24 protein-coding genes are annotated in these 20,583 nt (G+C 69.3%); 11 read left to right on the forward strand and 13 right to left on the reverse strand.

Annotated features, from left to right (window positions below; genetic code table 11):
• Nucleotides 1-134 precede the first annotated feature (134 nt).
• Nucleotides 135-545, reverse strand: coding sequence for a VOC family protein (locus tag ACGFY5_RS03675; RefSeq protein ID WP_392716934.1), 411 nt, complete (start codon nucleotides 543-545; stop codon nucleotides 135-137).
• Nucleotides 546-550: 5 nt separating this feature from the next.
• Nucleotides 551-988, reverse strand: a complete 438-nt coding sequence (locus ACGFY5_RS03680) for a helix-turn-helix transcriptional regulator (protein ID WP_392716936.1) — start codon at nucleotides 986-988, stop codon at nucleotides 551-553.
• A 201-nt stretch (nucleotides 989-1,189) separates the two neighbouring features.
• Between ACGFY5_RS03680 and ACGFY5_RS03685 the strand changes: the two genes are divergently transcribed.
• On the forward strand, nucleotides 1,190-1,879 hold the full coding sequence (locus ACGFY5_RS03685; RefSeq protein WP_392716938.1) for an SDR family NAD(P)-dependent oxidoreductase: 690 nt from the start codon (nucleotides 1,190-1,192) through the stop codon (nucleotides 1,877-1,879).
• On the opposite strand, the gene ACGFY5_RS03690 is transcribed toward ACGFY5_RS03685, so the two are convergent.
• Nucleotides 1,876-2,127 (reverse strand): FAD-dependent oxidoreductase, encoded by a 252-nt coding sequence (locus ACGFY5_RS03690; protein ID WP_392716940.1) that lies wholly within the window; start codon nucleotides 2,125-2,127, stop codon nucleotides 1,876-1,878. The two genes, ACGFY5_RS03685 and ACGFY5_RS03690, sit on opposite strands and share 4 nt — an antisense overlap.
• Nucleotides 2,128-2,215: 88 nt before the next feature.
• On the opposite strand from ACGFY5_RS03690, the gene ACGFY5_RS03695 reads away from it, so the two are divergent.
• From ACGFY5_RS03695 to ACGFY5_RS03715, 5 genes are all read left to right on the forward strand, one after another.
• Complete coding sequence (locus tag ACGFY5_RS03695) at nucleotides 2,216-2,863, forward strand: TetR/AcrR family transcriptional regulator (protein WP_392716942.1); 648 nt, start codon at nucleotides 2,216-2,218, stop codon at nucleotides 2,861-2,863.
• Nucleotides 2,864-3,081: 218 nt separating this feature from the next.
• The gene (locus tag ACGFY5_RS03700) at nucleotides 3,082-3,315 is read left to right on the forward strand and encodes an SRPBCC family protein (RefSeq protein WP_392716944.1); all 234 of its coding nucleotides are present in this window, start codon (nucleotides 3,082-3,084) and stop codon (nucleotides 3,313-3,315) included.
• A 109-nt stretch (nucleotides 3,316-3,424) separates the two neighbouring features.
• Nucleotides 3,425-4,471 carry a glycine betaine/L-proline ABC transporter ATP-binding protein gene (locus ACGFY5_RS03705; RefSeq protein WP_392716946.1) on the forward strand — a complete coding sequence of 349 codons (1,047 nt, stop codon included), beginning with the start codon at nucleotides 3,425-3,427 and terminating at the stop codon, nucleotides 4,469-4,471.
• A 13-nt stretch (nucleotides 4,472-4,484) separates the two neighbouring features.
• Nucleotides 4,485-6,440 carry an ABC transporter permease gene (locus ACGFY5_RS03710; protein WP_392716948.1) on the forward strand — a complete coding sequence of 652 codons (1,956 nt, stop codon included), beginning with the start codon at nucleotides 4,485-4,487 and terminating at the stop codon, nucleotides 6,438-6,440.
• A gap of 25 nt (nucleotides 6,441-6,465) precedes the next feature.
• On the forward strand, nucleotides 6,466-7,434 hold the full coding sequence (locus ACGFY5_RS03715; RefSeq protein ID WP_392716950.1) for an ABC transporter substrate-binding protein: 969 nt from the start codon (nucleotides 6,466-6,468) through the stop codon (nucleotides 7,432-7,434).
• 19 nt (nucleotides 7,435-7,453) lie between these two features.
• Here ACGFY5_RS03715 and ACGFY5_RS03720 read toward each other — a convergent pair whose 3' ends face one another.
• Nucleotides 7,454-8,020, reverse strand: a complete 567-nt coding sequence (locus ACGFY5_RS03720; RefSeq protein ID WP_392716952.1) for a hypothetical protein — start codon at nucleotides 8,018-8,020, stop codon at nucleotides 7,454-7,456.
• Nucleotides 8,017-8,463, reverse strand: a complete 447-nt coding sequence (locus tag ACGFY5_RS03725; protein ID WP_392716954.1) for a MarR family winged helix-turn-helix transcriptional regulator — start codon at nucleotides 8,461-8,463, stop codon at nucleotides 8,017-8,019. The genes ACGFY5_RS03720 and ACGFY5_RS03725 overlap by 4 nt, the downstream gene beginning before the upstream one ends.
• A 73-nt stretch (nucleotides 8,464-8,536) precedes the next feature.
• Here ACGFY5_RS03725 and ACGFY5_RS03730 point away from each other — a divergent pair, with 73 nt between their 5' ends.
• Nucleotides 8,537-9,376 (forward strand): SDR family oxidoreductase, encoded by an 840-nt coding sequence (locus ACGFY5_RS03730; protein ID WP_392716956.1) that lies wholly within the window; start codon nucleotides 8,537-8,539, stop codon nucleotides 9,374-9,376.
• Here ACGFY5_RS03730 and ACGFY5_RS03735 read toward each other — a convergent pair.
• A complete protein-coding gene (locus ACGFY5_RS03735) occupies nucleotides 9,325-10,512 on the reverse strand; it encodes an amidohydrolase family protein (RefSeq protein ID WP_392716958.1) in 1,188 nt (395 codons plus the stop codon). The two genes, ACGFY5_RS03730 and ACGFY5_RS03735, sit on opposite strands and share 52 nt — an antisense overlap.
• A 76-nt stretch (nucleotides 10,513-10,588) precedes the next feature.
• On the opposite strand from ACGFY5_RS03735, the gene ACGFY5_RS03740 reads away from it, so the two are divergent.
• A complete protein-coding gene (locus ACGFY5_RS03740) occupies nucleotides 10,589-11,086 on the forward strand; it encodes a MarR family winged helix-turn-helix transcriptional regulator (RefSeq protein ID WP_392716960.1) in 498 nt (165 codons plus the stop codon).
• Here ACGFY5_RS03740 and ACGFY5_RS03745 read toward each other — a convergent pair.
• From ACGFY5_RS03745 to ACGFY5_RS03755, 3 genes are all read right to left on the reverse strand, one after another.
• Nucleotides 11,083-11,838 (reverse strand): SDR family NAD(P)-dependent oxidoreductase, encoded by a 756-nt coding sequence (locus ACGFY5_RS03745; protein ID WP_392716962.1) that lies wholly within the window; start codon nucleotides 11,836-11,838, stop codon nucleotides 11,083-11,085. The two genes, ACGFY5_RS03740 and ACGFY5_RS03745, sit on opposite strands and share 4 nt — an antisense overlap.
• Before the next feature lie 44 nt (nucleotides 11,839-11,882).
• On the reverse strand, nucleotides 11,883-12,722 hold the full coding sequence (locus ACGFY5_RS03750) for a helix-turn-helix transcriptional regulator (protein WP_392716964.1): 840 nt from the start codon (nucleotides 12,720-12,722) through the stop codon (nucleotides 11,883-11,885).
• 85 nt (nucleotides 12,723-12,807) lie between these two features.
• Nucleotides 12,808-13,779 (reverse strand): AraC family transcriptional regulator, encoded by a 972-nt coding sequence (locus ACGFY5_RS03755; protein ID WP_392716966.1) that lies wholly within the window; start codon nucleotides 13,777-13,779, stop codon nucleotides 12,808-12,810.
• Nucleotides 13,780-13,964: 185 nt separating this feature from the next.
• Here ACGFY5_RS03755 and sigK point away from each other — a divergent pair, with 185 nt between their 5' ends.
• Together sigK and ACGFY5_RS03765 are read left to right on the forward strand one after the other, a co-directional pair.
• Nucleotides 13,965-14,570, forward strand: coding sequence for an ECF RNA polymerase sigma factor SigK (gene sigK / locus ACGFY5_RS03760; RefSeq protein WP_392716968.1), 606 nt, complete (start codon nucleotides 13,965-13,967; stop codon nucleotides 14,568-14,570).
• Nucleotides 14,567-15,289, forward strand: a complete 723-nt coding sequence (locus tag ACGFY5_RS03765; RefSeq protein WP_392716969.1) for an anti-sigma factor domain-containing protein — start codon at nucleotides 14,567-14,569, stop codon at nucleotides 15,287-15,289. The genes sigK and ACGFY5_RS03765 overlap by 4 nt, the downstream gene beginning before the upstream one ends.
• On the opposite strand, the gene ACGFY5_RS03770 is transcribed toward ACGFY5_RS03765, so the two are convergent.
• A complete protein-coding gene (locus ACGFY5_RS03770; RefSeq protein WP_392716971.1) occupies nucleotides 15,290-15,976 on the reverse strand; it encodes a TetR/AcrR family transcriptional regulator in 687 nt (228 codons plus the stop codon). It lies immediately after the preceding gene.
• Nucleotides 15,977-16,038: 62 nt separating this feature from the next.
• On the opposite strand from ACGFY5_RS03770, the gene ACGFY5_RS03775 reads away from it, so the two are divergent.
• Nucleotides 16,039-16,893, forward strand: a complete 855-nt coding sequence (locus tag ACGFY5_RS03775; protein ID WP_392716973.1) for an SDR family NAD(P)-dependent oxidoreductase — start codon at nucleotides 16,039-16,041, stop codon at nucleotides 16,891-16,893.
• Between the two features lie 40 nt (nucleotides 16,894-16,933).
• On the opposite strand, the gene ACGFY5_RS03780 is transcribed toward ACGFY5_RS03775, so the two are convergent.
• The 3 genes from ACGFY5_RS03780 to ACGFY5_RS03790 are packed head-to-tail and all read right to left on the reverse strand — an operon-like array spanning nucleotide 16,934 to nucleotide 20,576.
• Nucleotides 16,934-19,033, reverse strand: coding sequence for a molybdopterin cofactor-binding domain-containing protein (locus ACGFY5_RS03780; protein WP_392716975.1), 2,100 nt, complete (start codon nucleotides 19,031-19,033; stop codon nucleotides 16,934-16,936).
• Nucleotides 19,030-20,073: an FAD binding domain-containing protein gene (locus tag ACGFY5_RS03785; protein ID WP_392716977.1), complete on the reverse strand. Its 1,044-nt coding sequence runs from the start codon at nucleotides 20,071-20,073 to the stop codon at nucleotides 19,030-19,032. Before ACGFY5_RS03785 ends, ACGFY5_RS03780 begins: the two co-directional genes overlap by 4 nt.
• Nucleotides 20,070-20,576, reverse strand: a complete 507-nt coding sequence (locus tag ACGFY5_RS03790) for a 2Fe-2S iron-sulfur cluster-binding protein (RefSeq protein ID WP_392716979.1) — start codon at nucleotides 20,574-20,576, stop codon at nucleotides 20,070-20,072. Before ACGFY5_RS03790 ends, ACGFY5_RS03785 begins: the two co-directional genes overlap by 4 nt.
• Nucleotides 20,577-20,583 lie beyond the last annotated feature (7 nt).

Below are 20,583 nucleotides of genomic sequence, written 5' to 3' on the forward strand. Positions count from 1 at the left end.
CCGACGAACGGACCGCGTGGCGCCGCCGGGACGAGGTACGACTGGCCCGTGGGTCGGCGCTGCCCTGGCACGATCGGCGGCGACGTGATGGCCCACAACGGCCTCACGAACTGCGTGCCGGCGGTGGCGTGGCCCTAGACCGTCTGGTTGATCCGCACCATGTTGCCGGCGGGGTCGCGGAACGCGCAGTCCCGGACGCCGTACGGCTGATCCATGGGCTCCTGGATGACCTCGGCGCCACTCTTGGCCACCTGCTCGAACGTGGCGCCGAGGTCGGTGCTGGAGAGCACGATGCTCGCGTAGCTGCCCTTGGCCATGAGCTCGGCAATCGTGCGGCGCTCGTCCTCGGTGATGCCCGGGTCGGCGGCCGGGGGGTGCAGCACGATCGACGTCTGCGGCTGGTTGGGCGGGCCGACGGTGATCCAGCGCATCTCGCCGTAACCGACGTCCAGGCGGACCTCGAAGCCGAGGGCGTCCCGGTAGAACTCGAGCGACTTCTCGGGGTCGTCGGCGGGAAGGAACGTGTTGGCAATCGTGATGTCCATGTCGATCACGGTAGGTGACCGCGGGTGGCCTGAGCTTCTCGATTCCTGACCGGTCGCACGACTTGTTTCGCGACGCAGCGCGGGATGCCTTCGGCGTGCGCGCCCTTCAGCCGGCGGTACGCGCTCGGGGACATTCCGACGAGCTCGGAGAACCGGGTGCTGAACGTGCCGAGCGACGAACAGCCGACCGCGAAGCACACCTCGGTGACCGACATGTCCCCGCGCTGCAGCAGTGACATCGCCCGCTCGATGCGCCGCGTCATCAGGTAGCTGTAGGGCGATTCGCCGTACGCGGCCCGGAAGGCCCGGCTCAGGTGGCCCGCCGAGAGGTGGACGCCCTTGGCCAGCGCCTCGACGTCCAGCGGCTCGGCGTACTCACGGTCGATCCGGTCGCGGACACGGCGCAGCAGCGCGAGCTCGCGGAGGCGCGGGTCGGTAGGCACGATTCCCAGGGTGCCTCATGGCATAGGCCCTGTCCGGCGAATCTCGCTCGCAGCGAGGCACCGCTCAGCCGTCGTCAGGCAAGGCGGAGGGCTTTCCGGATACCGCTGTTGTATCCGGGAAGCTCGACAACGCGGACTGGCGGCGGCTGAGCGGAGCCGCAGCCGAGCACGGATTCGTAGGACAGGGCCTAACGTGAGCGCATGGACATCGCGGGGAAGGTCGTTCTGGTCACGGGGGCGTCGGCGGGGATCGGTGCGGCGACCGCGCGGCTCGCGGCGAAGGCCGGTGCCCGGCTCGTGCTGGCCGCTCGCCGCGCCGACCGGATCGAAGCGCTCGCCGACGAGCTGCCGGACGCGATCGCGATCACCACCGACGTCACCGACTCGGGCCAGATCCCGACCGCGGTGCAGGTGGCGCTGGACGCGTACGGCCGGGTCGACGTGCTGGTCAACAACGCCGGGCAGGGGTTGCACGTGCCGTTGGAGCAGGTTGACCCCGACGACTTCCGGGCCGTGTTGGAGCTGAACGTCGTCGCACCGCTGATCGCGATGCAGGCGGTGATCCCCACGATGCGGAAGCAGGGCGGCGGCGCGATCGTGAACGTCAGTTCGGGCACGTCCCGGATGGTGCTCCCCGGCCTCGGCGCCTACGCCGCGACCAAGTCCGCGCTCAACATGCTGTCGGCGGTCGCGCGCAAGGAACTGGCCGCCGACGGCATCGTCGTCTCCACCGTCTACCCGGTGATCACGGCCACCGAGTTCCACGACGTGCTCCGAGCCGGTGCGCTCACCGCGCGCCCGGGGAGGCCGCCGGCGCAGTCGCCGGAGCAGGTGGCCGAGGTGATCCTCGACCTGATCCGCTCCGGCGACGAAGAAGCAGTCCTCACCTAGACAAGACCCGACAGTCCGCGCTTGGCCAGCTGGCCGATCGTCGACGGCATCAGGCTCATCACGTAGGAGAGCCGCGTGACCTGGTAGTTCGGCGCCTCCGGCCACGGCGTTTCGGTGATGGCCGCGCCGCCGGTGGAGTTGCGCGCTTCGAGGACGATGGTGCGAGCTCCGGCGCGGGCGAGATCGGCCGCGGCGACGAGACCGTTGTGGCCGCCACCCACGATGATTGCGTCGTACTGAGCTGTCATGGCACGGCTCCGACCAGCGGGAACCTGTTGACTGAACGTTCAGTCCAAGTCGCTGGTAGAAAGTGGACAAGAGCGACGATGGAGTCAAATGGCCAACCCGGTACCCGATCAACGCCGCGAGCAGATGCTGCGGGCCGCTGTCGAGGTGATCTGCGAGCGCGGGTTCTCCGACACCCGCATCGCGGACGTCGCGAAGCGCACCGGGGCGAGCCCGGCGCTGGTCATCTATTACTTCGGGACGAAGGACGGGCTGCTCACGGCGGCGTTCCGGTTCTCCGAGGAGCAGTTCTCCGGGCGTACCGCCGAGATCTTGGAAGGGCTCGACACTGCGGCCGCGCGGTTGGAGACGCTGGTGCGGCTGACCTGTGTTCGGGAGGGGGCCGGTGAGGACCCCGGGGCCTGGGGGCTGTGGTTCGACCTGCGGGCGCAGGCGTTCCGGCACCCCGAGGTCGCGCGTGACCGGGTGGAGTCCGACCAGCGGTGGCGCGACACGATCGCGCGGGTCGTGCGCGAGGGTCAGCGGACGGGGGAGTTCGCCGAGGTCGACGTGCTCGATTTCGCGATCACGTTCTCGGCACTGCTCGACGGCCTGTCGATCCAGGTCGCGCTGTCGGATCCCGAGGTCGACTCCGACCGGGCGATCGCGATCGGCATGCGCTTCGCCGCCGACCGCCTGGCGTTCGACTGGTCCCCACCCACCAAACGCGCCCGCCGCCGCGCCACCACCCGCCACTAGCCGCCCCGGCCGCTCCGAGCCCACGCAGCGACGAGCCACGCGGCGGTACGTGCGGTCGACGCTCAGCGCCGTGCCGCGGCGCGCGGTGTCGGTCACGCCGACCGAAGGTGTGCTGCTCACCAAAGCGCGGGACGGGCGGTTACGCGCGTTCGTCAACGCGTGTCGGCACCGGGGGCACGAGCTCCTGCCGTCTGGCGGCAGCGCCAACGGACGGCTGGATGGACCTGCGCGAGAACGCCACGACGATGTCCCTGGACGGTCGCAGCGGCGGCGCTCCGATCCCCGGCCTCGACGACCATCGTCTACGCACGGGGCGGCAGGACTGGGCCGCCTGCGAGTCGGTGCAGCGCGGCATGGCGTCGGTCCGGTACGTGCCCGGCCCCCTCGCGCCCGACGAGGACGGCGTCCACCGGTTCGTCATGATGGTCGCGCGAAAGTACCTCGGGCGTTAATTCTGCGAGAGAGGGTTGACACTCCGGGTCGCGCACAAGACTCTGTGTTGCACTCACTGCGCTTCATTGCATGATGCGCAACTTGGCGCCCGTGTGAGGAGCCTTCGAAGTGACGGCAACCCCAGCAGTCGCGACCCGCGAAGCCGACATCAGTGTCCGGAATCTGTGGAAGGTATTCGGCCCCAAAGCGGAACGCGTACCGGGCGACCCTGAACTGGCCGCGCTGCCACGTGCCGAGCTCAAGGAGAAGACCGGCTGCCTGGCGGCCGTCTGCGACCTGAGTTTCGACGTCGAGCCAGGTCAGGTCTTCGTCGTGATGGGACTGTCGGGCTCCGGCAAGTCGACGCTCGTCCGGTGCCTCACCCGCTTGATCGAGCCGACCGCGGGCGAACTGCTCATCCAGGGCAAGGACATTCGCAAGGCTGACGACAAGGCGCTGCGCGAGTTACGTCGGCATTCTGTTTCGATGGTGTTTCAGCACTTCGGTCTGTTGCCCCACCGCCGGGTCGTCGACAACGTGGCCTACGGGCTGGAGATCCGCGGCGAGAAGAAGGCCGACCGTCTCGCCAGGGCCCACGAGGTCATCGAACTCGTCGGGCTGAAGGGCTTCGAGAACTCGCTGCCGAGCCAGCTCTCCGGCGGCATGCAGCAGCGCGTCGGTCTGGCCCGCGCGCTGGCCGGCGACCCGAGCGTCCTGCTGTTCGACGAGCCGTTCTCCGCGCTCGACCCGCTCATCCGCCGCGACATGCAGAACGAGGTCATCCGGCTGCACCGCGAGGTCGGCAAGACGATGGTCTTCATCACGCACGACCTGTCCGAGGCGCTGAAGCTCGGCGATCAGATCCTGATCATGCGCGACGGCCGTCAGGTGCAGTGCGGCACCGGAGCGGAACTGGTGGGTGAGCCGGCCGACGACTACGTGCGCGACTTCGTCCAGGAAGTGCCGAAGGCCAACGTCCTGACGCTGCGCTGGATCATGCGGCCACCGGCTGAAGGCGACGCGCTCGACGGCCCCGAACTTGGCCCCGACGTGCTCGTCAAGGACGCGGTCCGCGCCGTGCTGGAGGCGAACGCCCCGCTGAAGGTCGTCGAGGACGGCGAGCTCATCGGCGTCGTCGGCGACCCGGAAGTTCTCGGCGTAGTAGCGGAGTCGTGAAAGGGGCATCGGTATGAGCATCGCGCTGCCCCGAGCCGGGGTACTGACCAAACCCAACCGCGGCTGGAGCATCGTCGGCATCCTGGCCGTCTGGCTGGTCGGCTACGCCGTGTTCCACGGGAAGCAGACCCTCGCGCTGGCCCCGGCCGACATCAACGGGTTCCACCAGTCGCTCAACGACCTGAACGAATCGGTCGGTGCGAACCGGAACTCCAACCCGCTGTTCCTGTACTTCTTCAACGAGATCAAGGTCGGCATCGACCAGATCGTCGTCTTCCTGCAGCAGTTGATCTCCCAGCCGGTCGGCGACCGGCCGCTGCCGTACATCGGCTGGCTCGGCGTCGTGGCGCTGGCGACGTGGGCCGCGTGGGCGTTCGGCAACTGGCGCGTCTCGCTCCTGACGCTGGCCGGCCTGCTGTTCATCGGCGCGCAGGGGCTGTGGCAGGAAAGCATGGACACGCTCGCGTTGACGATCACCGCGGTGCTGCTCTCGCTGCTGATCGGCATCCCGCTCGGCATCTGGGCCGGGGTGTCCAACCGGTTCAACGGCCTGGTGACGCCGGTGCTCGACCTGATGCAGACGATGCCGACGTTCGTCTACCTCGCCCCGCTCACGCTGCTGTTCCTGATCGGACCGGCAGCCGCGACGATCGCCACGCTGATCTACGCGGTGCCCCCGGTGATCCGGCTGACCGCGCACGGCATCCGCGAGGTGCCCACCGACAGCGTCGAGGCGGGGGAGTCGCTGGGCTCCACGAAGTCGCAGCTGCTGCGCAAGGTGCTCATCCCGATGGCGAAGCCCAGCATCGTCGTCGGCATCAACCAGACGATCATGGCCGCGCTCTCGATGGTGACGATCGCGGCGCTGATCGATGCGCCCGGCCTCGGCCAGGTCGTCATCCGGGCACTGCAGACCCTCGACGTCGGCACCGCGTTCAACGCCGGCTTGTCGATCGTCGTCCTGGCAATTGTTCTGGACCGGGTCACGACGGCGGCGAGCGTGCGGGTGGAGCGGGAGGAAGGTCCGTCGAAGACCCGGCGCTACGGCGTCATCGGAGGCGGAGTAGCGGCGGTCGTCGCCGTCTATCTGTCCTACACCTACCTTTGGGCGGCCGATTTCCCGGACAGCCCGAACGTCGGGTCGCCGATCGTGAAGGCCGCGACGTCGGTGAGCGACTGGTGCCAGCTTCGCTTAGCCGGAACGACTGGTGCCGTGAAAGACGGCTTCACCGCGGCAGTGCTCAACCCGCTCGAGTCGCTGCTGTCGGGTTCGCCCTGGTGGCTGGTCGTCGCCGCGATCACTGCTCTGGCATACGTCCTCGGCACGTGGCGGACGGCGGTTCTGTCGCTCGTGCTGCTCGCGTTGATCATCGGTACCGGTGTCTGGTCCGACGCCATGGTGACGCTCGCCGCGACGCTGGTCGCCACGGTTTTCGTCACCCTGTTGGGCCTGGCGGTGGGCATCTGGATGGGCCGCAGCGACAGTGCCGACGCGATCATCCGGCCGGTGCTCGACGCCGCCCAGACCATGCCGGCGTTCGTGTACCTGGTGCCGTTCCTCGCGCTGTTCGAGCCGAGCCGCTTCACCGCGATCGTCGCCGCCGTCGTCTACGCGGCCCCGGTCTGCATCAAGATCATCGCCGACGCCATTCGCGGCGTCTCGCCGACGACTGTGGAAGCGGCCACCGCCGTCGGCTCGAACTCCTGGCAGATCATCACGAAGGTCCAGGTGCCGATGGCCCGGCACGGCATCACGCTCGCGGTCAACCAGGGCCTGATCTACGTGCTCGCGATGGTCGTCGTCGGTGGGCTGGTCGGCGCCGGTGCGCTGGGCTACGACGTCATCGCCGGGTTCGTGCAGCTCAGCCTGTTCGGCAAGGGCCTGGCCGCCGGTGTCGCGATCGTCCTTCTCGGCATTCTGCTCGACCGCATCACCCGGGCCGCGGCGCAAGAGCGCGTGCCCGGTTAGTTCCCCAACCCCCTTAGGGAGCAGCATGTTTTCCAAGGTCAGACTCACTGCTGCGGTGGCCGCGCTCCTGCTGGCCGCGACGGCCTGCGGTGGCGCGAAGGTCGGCGAGGAGTCCGGCGGTAGCGACGCCGGGAGCAAGGGCAAGTGCGGCACCGTCAACCTCGCGATCAACCCGTGGGTCGGCTACGAGGCGAACGCGGCTGTCGTCGCGTACGTCGCGGAAAAAGAACTCGGCTGCAAGGTCGTCAAGAAGAACATCCTCGAGCAGGTCGCCTGGCAGGGCTTCTCGACCGGCGTCGTCGACGTGATCATCGAGAACTGGGGCCACGACGACCTGGTGAAGAAGTACATCACCGACGACAAGGTGGCGGTGGACGCCGGCTCGACCGGGGTGCCGGGCAAGATCGGCTGGTTCGTGCCGCCGTGGCTGGCCAAGGAACACCCGGACGTTCTGGACTGGAAGAACCTGAACAAGTACGCGGCCCAGTTCAAGACGTCGGAGTCCGGCGGCAAGGGTCAGTTGCTCGACGGAGACCCGTCGTACGTCACGAACGACGCGGCCCTGGTGCAGAACCTGAAGCTGAACTTCAAGGTCGTGTACTCGGGCTCGGAGACCGCGCTGATCACCGCGATGCGTCAGGCCGAGCAGCAGAAGAAGTGGCTGATCATGTACTTCTACACGCCGCAGTGGTTCCTCAACGAGGTGCCGGCCGTGAACGTGAAGCTGCCCGAGTACACGGCGGGCTGCGACGCCGACGCGAAGAAGATCGCGTGTGACTACCCCGACTACGACCTGAACAAGATCGTCAGCAAGAAGTTCGCGGACTCCGGCAGCCCGGGGTACACGCTGGTGAAGAACTTCAAGTGGTCGGCCGAGGACCAGAACGCTGTCGCGAAGTCCATCGCTGTCGACAAGTTGTCGGCCGAGGACGCGGCGAAGAAGTGGGTCGAGGCCAACAAGACCAAGGTCGACGCCTGGCTCCAGGGCACGTGAGTTCCTTCCCGGCGGTCCCCTAGGGGACCGCCGGGGCCTTCGCGCGAGCGACGAGGTTCTTCGGATCGTCGGCGTAGAAGCTCACCGCGGTGACCTCGCGGTCCCGGACGACGATCGGCTCGGTGAGCACGACGCGGACGTTCACCTCGTTGTTCACCGCCACGAACAGTTCGTCGTCGCTGAACCGCAGGGTCTTGATCGACGACTCGAGGTCTTTGCGCCGGTGGGTGACGCTCTCGATGGTGTCCCAGGTCAGTTTCAGGTCGGTGTTGCCGCCGTGGCGGACCCGAAGGGCTTCGGGCGTCACCAGGTGCGGGTAGACGCGCATCCCGGCCAGGAAGCCGACCATCCAGAGCAGACCCCAGACACCGATGACGTCGAGGACCAGCCGGGGGCCTTCCCAGGGCACGATGAAGTGCACGACCACGGTCTCGACCGCGGAGCCGAAGATCCAGAGGCACAGCACGGGTGTGACGAGCTGGGCGTACCCGAACGGCTCGCCGCTTCTGACGTCGGGCCTGCGCGCGATCCAGCGCACGATGTTGCGGTAGATCCGGAGCTCGAACAGCACTGCTCGGCGAATCACGGGTGTCCTCCTTCAGCGATCGCTGCACGTAGGCGCTCCACCACGCCGGTGAGGCCGGAGACGAGCTGATCCAGTTCCTTGGGCGGCATCGGCCCGAAAAGCTGTTCCGCGAGCTCTTTTTGGCCGGCCTGGAGCGTGGCGACCATTTCCGCGCCCCGCTGGGTGACGGTGACGAGCGTCGCGCGTCTGTCGTCGGGGTGTGGTTCGCGGGTGACGAAGCCGGTCTGCTCCAGGCCGTCGACGAGCCCGGTGACGTTCCGCGCGCTGACGTTCAGGGCCTCTGCCAGCGCTTTCTGGGTGCTGGGGCCCAGCGCGCCCAGTGCCCACAGCAGGTGGACGCGCGACTCGGTGAGGTTGTCGCGGGCGAGGCTCTGCCGCATGTCCTCACCGAGCAGCACGGTGATCTCGAGGACGAGGTCGAGGGCGTCTACTGAATTAGGCACATAGTGAATGTACTTCATTATTACGTGACTTCACAGAGTGTTTATCGGTCGATTCGTCGGGAAGCCGAGCCGCATGACTCAGCCCGCGCAGCAACAGGACGTTCCCGGTACCCAGTCGGCGATGACGCCCCGCCCGGATTGTGGTGAGACCAGCTATCGGGGCTCGGGCCGGCTGGTCGGTAAGGCGGCGATCATCACCGGCGGCGACAGCGGCATCGGCCGCGCCGCCGCGATCGCCTACGCGCGAGAGGGAGCCGACGTTCTCATCTCGTACCTGAACGAGCACGACGACGCGAAAGAGACAGCGAGGTACGTCGAGGACGCCGGGCGGAAGGCCGTGCTGGTCGCGGGGGACGTGTCGTCGTCACAGCACTGCAAGGACATCGTGGCCAAGGCCGTGGAGGAGTTCGGCAAGGTCGACATCCTGGTCAACAACGCCGCGTTCCAGATGTCCCACGAGTCGCTGGACGAGATCCCGGACGACGAGTGGGAGTACACGTTCGCGACGAACATCTCCGCGTTCTTCTACCTGGCCAAGGCCGCCGTTCCGCACATGCAGCCCGGTTCGTCGATCATCGGTAGCTCGTCGGTGAACTCGGACATGCCGTCGCCGACGCTCGCGCCGTACGCCGCGACGAAAGCGGCGATCGCCAACTTCTGCGCGAGCCTGGCGCAGATGCTGGGGGAGAAGGGAATCCGGGTGAACAGCGTCGCGCCGGGCCCGATCTGGACGCCGCTGATCCCGGCGACGATGCCGCCGGAGAAGGTCGAGAAGTTCGGTCAGGACACACCGCTCGGACGACCGGGTCAGCCGGCCGAACTGGCACCGGTCTACGTGCTGCTCGCCTCCGACGAGGGCAGCTACATCTCCGGTGCGCGGGTGGCGGTGACCGGCGGCCGGCCCATCCTCTGAGTGGTCGCGCGAAGGGCCGCCAGGTCGTGGTCGACCAGGCGGCCGTCGCGTTTCACGACCCGGCCGTCGACGAGCACGGTCCGGACGTTGTCGACCCCCGTCGACGTGACGACAGCGCTCGCCCGGTCGCCGGTGAGGTGCGCGAGGCCGTCGATCAGCAGTACGTCGGCGCGCTTGCCGACGCTCAGCGTGCCGATCCGGTCGGCCAGCCCGATCGCCCGGGCGCTGTCGACGGTGGCCGCCGACAGCAGGCTCGCGGCCGGGACGACCTCGCCGGTCCGCACCCGTTCGGACCAGAGCAGCGCCCGGAGCGGCTCGAACAGCCCGGGCACCCCGTTGATCACCGTGTCGGTGGCCAGCCCCGCGCGGCCGCCGGCGGCGAGGAACCGACCGTACGGAGTGGCGACGGCCCGGATCCCGGCCTCGCACGTCGGCGCCATCGTGACGCCGACACCCGCGGCGGCCAGCCACCGGGCGTCCTGCTCGGTCATCGCGTTGAGGTGGGCGATGTTCAGGTCGGGGCCGAGGAGCCCGTCGTCGTGCAGGCGGGCGACGGAGGACCCCTGCGCGTGGAACGAGATCTGGACGCCCGACTCGCGGCCGAGTCGGATCTGGCGGACGGCGACGTCGTAGTCGTCGATCTCCGGACCCATGATCGCCAGCGCTTCGCGGTGCTTGCTTCCGCGGATCGCGGGCGCCCCGACCAGCGCGCGGATCCCGGTCGCCAGGAGTGCGTCGTCGGCGGCGTCGGAGTGTTCGGGCGCGAGTGCGGCGTGCCGCCAGTCGAAGACCGTGGTGATGCCGGCGTTCAGTGACTCCGCAGCGCCGAGCAGCGTGGCCGCGTGCAGGTCGTCCGGGCTGAACGAGGGCAGCAGGGGAAGCACGGTCCGGGCGTACTCGCCGATCGACATGTCCGCACCGGACCCCCGCAGAGCCGTCTGCCACATGTGCTGGTGGCCGTCGACCATGCCCGGAACCGCGGTCAGGCCGGTCGCGTCCAGCACCTCCGCATCGTCCGCCTGGACGTCCCCACCGATTTCGACGAGTTCCCCGTCCTCGATCAGCAGCGTGGCGTCCGGAATCTCCGGACCGCCGTCACCGGGGACGACGTGGACATGGATGATCGCTGTGCGCATAATGCCTCCCTAGAAAGCTTTCTTAAAAGCTATTGCGAAAGCTTTTTGGGCGCAAGAGCGGAGCTACGATGACGGGGTGAAGCAAGACCGCACCGATGGGGCGTTCGAGATCTGGGGTGCCGAACTGCCCGGCGCGGTCGGGGACGAGTGGGCGCTGGCCAAGCGGGCCGGTCGGCTCTCGGCGCTGATGGCCCGCCAGGTGGACGTCGAGCTCGCCAAACTCGGTCTGACCAAGGCCGAGAACGACATCCTGTCGGTGCTTCGCGCCTCGGGGGCGCCGTACCGGCTCCGCCCGTCCGACCTCGCCCAGCGGCTCATGTTGTCGTCTGGCGGCATGAGCAACCTGCTGCGACGCCTGGCCGCCGGCGGGCTGGTCGAGCGTGATCCCGACCCGTCCGACGCCCGCAGTTCGTGGGTCTTCCTGACCGATCGCGGCGTGAAGACCGCGGAGGAGTCGGTGCGGGCAGCGGCCGCGGCCCAGGCCGCTTACCTGCGGGAAGTCCCGCCGGAAACGACCCGGGCCGCGCTCGACGCCCTGCGCGAGGTGTTGATCGCGCTGGGCGACACCCCCTAGAGGTTCTGGCCTCCGGACGCTTCGATGCGCTGGCCGGTGATCCAGCCGGTGCGGTCGCTGAGCAGCGAGGCCGCCACGTTGCCGATGTCGTCCGGCACGCCGACCCGGCCCCGCGCGATCGTCTGCGCGAGCATCTCCTGGAGTCCGGCGTTGTCCCGCACGGCGCCGCCGGCGAAGTCGGACGCGACCACGCCCGGGGCCAGCGTGTTCACGGAGATCCCGCGGCTGCCCAGCTCCGCGGCCAGGTACCGGGTGAAGACCTCGATCGCGCCCTTCATTGCTGCGTACGCGGCGTAGCCGGGGCTGGTGAAGCGGGCCAGGCCGGTGGACAGGTTGAGGATCCGGCCGCCGTCGGCGATCAGTGGCAGGAGCCGCTGGGTGAGGAAGAACGCGCCGCGGAAGTGCACGTCCAGCAGCGAGTCGAACTGCTCGACAGTGGTGTCGGCGATCGACGCGTGGATACCGGTGCCGGCGTTGTTGACCAGGTAGTCGAACGTGTCCCGGCCCCAGTGCTCGGCGAGCGCGGCCCGCACCTCGGAAACGAACGCCTCGTGGGAGTCGAGCACGCCGACGTCGAGCCGGATCGCCACGGCCGTGCGGCCGAGCTTCGTCACCTCGTCGACGACCTCCTGCGCCTCGTCGGCGTTCGAGCGGTACGTCAGGATCAGATCGACGCCGTCCTCGGCGAGACGCAGGGCGGTGTTGCGGCCGAGACCGCGGTTCGCGCCGGTGATCAGGGCGATTTTGGACATGGATGTCTCCAATGAACGTTGCAATTGAGGTTTTTTAGGGAGATTCAGACGTCGACGCGGTCGCCGATCACCGAGAGCAGCTGCAACTTCTCGTGGCTCTCGGTGCCGGGAACTGCGGTGAAGACCAGCAGGGTCTGCGACTGGTCCGGGTCGAGCAGCGTCTGGCACTGCACTTCGAGGACGCCGAGCTCGGGGTGGCTGATCCGCTTGAACGTCGGGTAACCGTCGCCGAGGTCGTGTTCGGTCCAGGTCGCGGCGAACTCCTGGCTCTCCGCGAGCAGGGTGTTCACCAGTGCCTCGGACCGCGACCCCTTGCCTTCGAGCAGGTAGGCGTCCCGCAGTCTCGCGATGTACTCCCGCCCGTGGCGCGGGTGATCGTCCTCCGGGTAGATCCGGCGCGCAGTGGGGTCGGTGAACCAGCGGTAGACCGAGCTGCGCGCCAACCCGCTGTGCCGCGTCTGGTCACCGAGCAGAGCCCTGGCCATCGGGGTCTGCAGCAGGATCTCGCCGGTACGCGACGTCACCATGGCCGGCGTGTCACCCAGCCGGTCGAAGATCCGCATCATTCCCGGGTTGATGTGATCCGAGCGGAACGACCGTTGCGGTGCCGTGTGACCGGCGATCCGGAACAGGTGGTCCCGTTCGTCGAGCGTGAGGTGCAGACCTCGCGCTATCGCCGCCAGCATCTGTTCGGACGGGTTCGGGCCGCGCTGCTGCTCGATCCGGCTGTAATAGTCGGTCGACATGCCGCTGAGCGCGGCGACCTCCTCGCGACGGAGCCCGCCCGTGCGTCGGCGGGGGCCGCGGGGAAGCCCGACGTCTTCCGGCTGCAGGGCCTCCCGCCGCGAGCGAAGAAACTCTGCCAACTGCTCCCGGTCCGCCATCGTGCCTCCCTTCGTCACCTGCCGACAGGCTCAAGCATCGCTCGCGGCGCGACGAACAGGTAGGACGCGTTCATCCAGGGATCTTTCATCCGTGCCTGAGGGTGCGGCTGGGCAACTCGCCGAACATGGCGTGGTACGCGGCGGCGAACCGCCCGCGGTCGGCGAACCCCCAGCGGGACGCGACCCCCGCCACCGTGACGCCGCCCTCGGCCGGTGCGTCGAGCAGTTCCTCGTGTGCCCGGGCCAGGCGGACCCGGTAGAGGTAACCCAGTGGCGTGGTCTCCAGGTGCCTGGCGAACGCGGTGTGCAGGGCCCGCGTGCCGATCCCGGCGGCCGCCGCGATGTCCTCCAGCGTGATCGCTTCGGCCGCGTGCGCCTCGATGAACTCGGCAGCGCGCCGCACGACCACCGGCGCCGCCCAGCCCGACCCCGGCACGTAGTCCATGGTCATCGTCGTGTTCGGGAACGTGGCGAGGACCGCCGTGACGGCAGCCTCCTGCACGGCGGAGAGCAGCAGCGGGTGGATCTCGAGCGGGTCGGGCCCGTCGAAAACGCCAGCGATGTAGGAGGTCGTCGCACGCCAGTGCTGGTTCATCGCCTCGGAGATCGGCGTCATGCTCTCGAAGCGGAAGTCCGCCGGGTCGATGCCGAGCCGGGCCGCCGCCCGCGTCGTCAGGTCACCGGGCAGCTGGAGCACCTCGTACGCCACCTCGTCCATGACGAAGTCCAGCGGGATGTTGCGCGGGTAGAGCACGCACTCCCCGGGACCCGCGACCAGGCGCGAGCGCCCGGCGGTGATGTCGAACAGTCCTTCGCGGACCCGCAGGACCAACGTGGTCTCGAACGGGTCGGCGTTGATCACGATGTTCGCCCGGTACGTCGCCCGGTCGAACGTCATCCCTGCCGCCCACACGGACCGGGACGCGAACCAGAACGTCCGCGCGCCACCGGATATCCGGGGCTGATGTTCCACGTACCGATGGCTGATCAGGTCGTGGACCTCACCCATGTCCCGCGACTCGAATTCACTGCGTTCGACGTCGACCGCACTCCCCATGGCGCGAATCCCCCTTCCCCGCCGCGCATTGAGGCTGAACCTCTCCGGCGCGGGAATCAACCCCGTCGCCTGTGGTAACGGTGGTTTGATGCCGTCTACGAAGATGTGCGATGCGGCACCCATCCGCCGACCGGGCGGTTACGAATGAGATGCGGGACCCACCGACCACGAGGAGGCCCGCAGGCATGGACCGCTGGAGGCGCGCTCGCGCCACCGCATCGCCGCCCGACGTCGCGGACACCCCCGACGTCGATGTGCTGGGGGCACTGCTCATCCGAGTCGGCCGGGGTGACGACGACGCGTTCGCCCGCCTCTACGACGAGGTGTCGTCGCGTGTCTACGGCGTGATCCTGCGGGTGGTCCGCGATTCGTCCCAGGCGGAAGAAGTCGCCCAGGAGGTGTTCGTCGAGATCTGGCGGACCGCCACCCGGTTCGACGCGGCGCGCGGCACGGCGTCCGGATGGGTTCTGACGTTGGCGCACCGGCGCGCGGTGGACCGGGTACGCGCGGCGCAGGCCGCAACCGACCGCGAGAAGCGGGCGTCGGTGCCGGAAGCGACGGCGTACGACGTGGTGGTCGACGAGGTCGCCGGGCGGTTGGAGCAGCAGCAGGTGCGGCGATGCCTGCGGAATTTGACCGACGTGCAGCGGGAAGCCATCACGCTGGCCTACTACGGAGGACAGACCTATCGAGAAGTGGCGGTGACGCTGGACCTGGCGTTGCCGACCGTGAAGACCCGGATGCGGGACGGCCTGATCCGGTTGCGCGACTGCCTCGGAGTAGGCCGATGAACGATCACCCGGAATTGCTGAACGGCGCGTACGCCTTGGACGCGCTGGACGACGTGGAGCGTGCCGCCGTCGAGCGTCACCTGCGGGACTGCGCGACGTGCGCGGCCGAGGTGGCGGAGTTCGCGGAGGTCGCGGCTCGGCTCGGAGGGGCTTCGGCGGCGGTGCCGCCGGCGGAACTGCGTGGGCGGGTACTTGCCGCGGCGCGAGCCACGCGGCAAACGCCCTTGCGCGTCACGCCCGTGCGAGCGCCGCGAGTACGCCGGTTGGCTGCGGTGGCGGCCGCGGTTGCGGTGCTGGCCGGTTCCGTCGGGACGACCTGGTGGGTGCAGGAGGCGCGGGTCGGCGACGAGCGGGATCGGGTGGTGGCCGCCCAGGAGGAGAACGCCCGGACGCGGGCCGTGCTCGCCGCGCCCGACGCGATCCTGCGGGTCTCGCCCGACGCTCCGTCCGGGCGCTTCACCGCCGTGTACTCGGCATCGAGGGGTGCGGCCGTGCTGACGTTCGACGGGCTCGGCGACGTGCCGGGCGGCAAGACGTACCAGCTCTGGCGGGTGGTTGCGGGCGACGCCCGGCCGCTGGAGGTGCTGTCGCAGGGGACGCGCGCCGGGTCGCGCGTGGTCGAGGATCTGGGCCCGGCCGACGCGCTCGCGGTGAGCGTCGAGGACGAGGGCGGGGCTTTGCAGCCGACCCAGGTGTACGCCACGGTGGCGATGTCGTAGTCAGGGTTCGAATCCGCGGAGGACCGCGGTGAGTACGCGGGTCAGGCGTGGGCCCACCTCCACGATGGCGTGGCCGAGTTTCGGGTCGCTGCGGTAGAGCGCCTCGGTCTCGGGGCCCGGCGTCGCCATCTGCCAGAGCGCGCCGGCCATCGACGTGGCCGTCGCGATCAGGTCGACGCCCTGCTCCTCGGTGAGCCCCGGCCGCAGGCGCCGGAACTCCGCGACGATCGCGTCGACCTGCTCCAACGTCACCAGCTTGAACTCTCGCACCGACTCGAGCGACACGTTGCGCTCGAGGTTCAACGGTGCCTGCGCCAACAAATCACAAAACATCGGCCTACCGACGAGCGAGTCCGCGATGACCTCCGCCATGCGCTCCGCCATCGCCGCGCGGGCGTCGTCCGCCGCCTCCGCGGCGCGGTGTGCGACGGGCTGGGGCGCCAAGTCCGCTAGGCGGGCGCAGAGGGACGGGCCCCAGTCGCGCCAGCCCTCGGCGGTGAGGAGCAGGAAGATCTGCTCGCGCGTCTCGAAGTAGCGCAACAGTGCCGACTTGTGCATGCCGACCGCGTCGGCGATGTCGGTGAGCGTGACCTGCCGAATCCCCCGTGCGGTGGCCAGATCTCGGGCGGCGGCCAGGATGTCCTGCTCCCGCTGCTGCTTCGCCTCGACCGACCGTGCCCGCTGCATGCCTCAATACTATGTTACGCAACACCGTTGCGGTATTAACGAAACTGCGTTTTACTAGAGCCATGTCCGTTTGGTTCATCACTGGCTCGTCCCGCGGCTTCGGCCGCTCCCTCGTCCGCGCTGCTCTGAACGCCGGCCACCAGGTCGTCGCCACCGCACGCAACCCCGAGACCGTCTCGGACTTCGGCCCCGACGTCCTCCCCGTCGCCCTCGACGTCACCGACCCGGCCGCCGTCCGCGCCGCCCTTGCCGCGGGCGTCGAACGCTTCGGTCGCCTCGACGTCATCGTCAACAACGCCGGCTACGCCAACATCGCCCCGATCGAAACCGGCGACGAAGCCGACTTCCGCACGCAGTTCGAGACCAACTTCTGGGGCGTCTACCACGTCTCGCGGGCGGTGATCCCGCAGCTCCGCGCCCAGGGCGGCGGCACGATCGTGCAGTTCTCGTCGATCGGCGGACGCGTCGGCGGCTCGCCGGGCATCGCGTCCTACCAGGCCGCGAAGTTCGCCGTCGACGGGTTCAGCCGGGTGCTCGCCGTCGAGACCGCCCCGTTCGGCGTCCGCGTGATGGTCGTCGAGCCCAGCGGGTTCGCCACCGACTGGGCCGGGTCGTCGATGACCATCCACGACGTCCCGGCCGAGTACGACGCCACGATCGGCGAGATGCAGCGCCGGGTCCGCGCCAACGACGCCGGCGCGGCGGGCGACCCCGACCGCGCCGCCGAGATCATCGTCAGTGCGGCAGCGCGCGAGCACCCACCCACGCACCTGCCGCTAGGGGTGAACGCCGTCGACATGGCCCGCGCCTACTCCGAACGCCAACTCGACGAGGCTGCGAAATGGGCCGCAGTGGGCCGCAGCGCCGACTTTGCGGAGACTTACCCGGCCGAACCCCCGGCCGACCAAAATTTGTAGATTCGGCGGCCCCGAATCTACAAATTTTGGTCGGCACCACTCAGAACGCGGGAGCCGTCAGGAGCTTGTCCAAGCGCACCGGCAGATCCCGCACCCGCACCCCCGTCGCGTGCCAGATCGCGTTCACGATCGCAGCCGGCGACCCGACGATCCCGATCTCGCCGATACCCTTCGCGCCGAGCGGATTCACCGACAGGTCCTCCTCGTCGAGCCACGCCGCGTCGATCTCCTCGACGTCGGCGTGGGCCGGCACGTGGTACTCGGCCAGGTCGTGGTTGACCCAGTCGCCGGTCGCCACGTCCAGCACGCTCTCCTCGTGCAGGGCCATCCCCATGCCCATCGTCATCCCACCGATGAACTGGCTGCGTGCGGTGCTCGGGTTCAGCACCCGTCCCACCGCGTACTGACCGAACAACCGCGAAACCCGCACCTCGCCGGTGTCCGCGTCCACCCGCACCTCGGCGAAGTGCGCCCCGAACGCGTGCTTCCCGGCGTTCTCGCGGGTCTTCACGTCCGGCGTCGTGTCGAACGAGGCCGAGAGCCCTTCCGCGGGCACCGGTCCGGTCATCGTCGCGAGCTGCTCACGCAACGCGCGACACGCCCCGTCGACCGCCCACCCCCACGACGCGGACCCGGACGACCCACCGGCGATCGACGCCTTCGGCAACGAACTGTCCCCGATCCGCACCGTCACGTTCTCCAGCGGCACGCCCAGCGAATCCGCCGCGATCTGGTGCAGCACCGTGCGCGACCCGGTCCCGATGTCCACCGCCGCGACAGTCACCTCGACTTTCCGCGTCGGATCGATCCGCACGGTCGCCGTCGACGGCATCACCATCGACGGGTACGTGGCCCCGGCGACACCGGTGCCCACCCACCAACGACCTTCCCGCCGCTGCCGGGGCTGGAGCGGCCGCGTCTCCCAGCCGAACCGCGAGGCCCCGACCCGCAGGCACTCCACGTAGTGCCGGCTGCTGAACGGCGTCCCGTCCTCCGGCTCCACCGTCGGCTCGTTGCGCACCCGCAGCTCGATCGGATCCATCCCCAGCGACGCCGCCAGCTCGTCGATCGCACACTCCAGCGCCACCATCCCGGGCGCCTCGCCCGGCGCGCGCATCCACCGCGGCGTCGGCACGTCCAGCCGCGCCAGCTTGTGCGACGTCTGCCGATGCGGCGCCGCGTACATGTGCCGCGTCACCACCGCGGTCTGCTCGGCGAACTCGAACAGCTGCGACGTGTGCTCGACGACGTCGTGCGCGATCGCGGTCAGCACACCGTCCGACGACGCCCCGAGCCGCACCCGCTGGATCGTCGGCGTGCGGTGCCCGACCATCGTGAACAGCGCTTGCCGCGGCAGCGCCAGCCGCACCGGGTAGCCCACCACGCGCGCGGCCATCGCGGCCAGGATGGCGTTCGGACGGGCGCTGCCCTTCGACCCGAACCCACCGCCGACGTGCTCGGCGACCACGTGCACCTGACTGGCGTCGAGCTCGAAGATCTTCGCCACCTGCGAACCGATCGCCGACGGCCCCTGGTTCGAGTCGTACAGCACCAGGTCGTCGCCGACCCAGAGCGCGGTCGTGGCGTGCGGCTCCATCGGGTTGTTGTGCAGCGCCGGCGTCTCGTAGGTGACGTCGACGGTTGCGGCCGCGTCCGCCAGCGCCGCTTCGACGTCGCCCGCCGACGTGTCCGACGGGAACGCCGGGTTGACCTTCTCCGGTGTGTAGAGACCCGGGTGGTCGGGCGTGAGGAGCACGTCGTGCTCCTGCTCCTCGATGCTCAGTTCGACGCTCAGCGCAGCGCCCCGTGCGGCTTCCAGCGTTTTTGCGACGACCAGCGCCACGACCTGACCCCGGTAGCTGATCGTCGGCGACTGGAGTACCCGCAGCTCCGGGTCGTCGGCCTCGCCCAGCTTCGGCGCATTGGCGTGCCAGAGCGTGGTCAGCACATCGGCGCCCTCGGGCGTCTCGACGTTCGTGAGCGTGCCGCGGGCCACCGGCGACCGCACGACCCACGCGTACACGACGTTCTCCACCGGGTACTCGACCGCGTACCGCGCCGTACCGGTGACCTTGAGCGGCCCCTCGACCCGCGCCACCGGCGTCCCGATCGCGCTGGGTCGGGTAGGACTGAGCGTCATCGGACGCCTCCCGTGGAGTCGTTGCGGTCCGCGCGGTCGCGATCAGCGGCCGCGTTGCGGCCGCTGGCTCCCGGTGCTCGCTCCGTGAGTTCGGTCAAGACCGCGGCCACGAGGTTGCGGATCAGGGGCACCTTGAAGCCGTTGTCGCGCAGCGGCTGCGCTGCAGCCAACTCCGCGTCAGCGGCGCGCTCGAACTCCGCCCGTGTCGCGGGGCGGCCGCGCAACGCTCGTTCGGCGGCACGGGCGCGCCAGGGTTTGTGCGCCACGGCTCCGAACGCGAGCCTCAGATCGTCGACAGTGCCGTTGTCGTTCACCTGCAGGGCTGCAGCGACGGAACCGACAGCGAACGCATAGGAGGCACGGTCACGAGCCTTGCGGTACGTGCTGGGCAGCCCGAGCGGCGGCAGATCCACCGCGGTGATCAGCTCCCCCGGCTCCAGAACCGCGTCGCGTTCCGGCTGGTCACCGGGGAGACGGTGGAGCTCCTCGATGGGAATCGTGCGCTCACCGCCCGGCCCGGCGACGCGCGCGACGGCGTCGAGAGCCACGAGCGCGACCGCCATGTCCGACGGATGCGTGGCGACGCAGTGCTCGGAGGCGCCGAGGATCGCGAGGTTGCGGTGGTCACCATCGCGGGCGGGACAGCCGCTGCCGGGTTCGCGTTTGTTGCAGGGCTTCGTGGCGTCCATGAAGTACCGGCAGCGGGTGCGCTGCAGCAGGTTCCCGCCGGTCGTGGCCATGTTGCGGAGCTGCCCCGACGCGCCCGCGAGCAGCGCCTGGCTCAGCACGGGGTAGTGGCGTCGCACGACCGGATGCGCGGCGAGCTCGCTGTTGCGCACCCCCGCGCCGATCCGCAGACCCCCGTCGGGCCGCCGGACGACGTCGTGCAGCGGCAGTTGGTTGATGTCGACGAGCGTGTCCGGGGCGGCGACGCCGAGCTTCATCAGGTCGACGAGGTTCGTGCCGCCCGCGAGGTACGTGCCGTTCGCGGCGATCGCCTCGTCGATCCCGGTCGTCGAACGGTAGGCGAACGTCTTCACCGGGCCGCCTCCAGGATCGCGTCGACGATGTTCGGGTAGGCGCCGCAGCGACAGAGGTTTCCGCTCATACGTTCGCGGACTTCTTCGCGACTGAGCTCCGGAGTGTCTTCGGTGACCGCGCTGGGCCAGCCGTCGTTCACTTCGGCGAGCATGCCGACGGCGCTGCAGACCTGTCCCGGCGTGCAGTAACCGCACTGGAAACCGTCGTGCTCGAGCATCTCCCGCTGCACGGGGTGCAGATCCTCAGGCGTGCCGAGGCCCTCGATCGTCGTGATCTGCGCGTTCTGCTGCGAGATCGCCAGAATCAGACAGCTGTTGACGCGACGACCGTCGAGCAGCACCGTGCAGGCACCGCACTGGCCGTGATCGCATCCCTTCTTGGCACCGGTCAGGCTCAGGTGCTCGCGGAGCGCGTCGAGAAGGGTCGTGCGGGGGTCGACGGTGAGGTGGTGCGTGACACCGTTGACTCTCAGGGGGAAGGTCTCGCGGGCAGAATCGGGCATAACGCCG

The organism is Cryptosporangium sp. NPDC048952 (assembly GCF_043197895.1).
In the GTDB taxonomy this organism is placed as follows: Bacteria; Actinomycetota; Actinomycetes; order Mycobacteriales; family Cryptosporangiaceae; genus Cryptosporangium.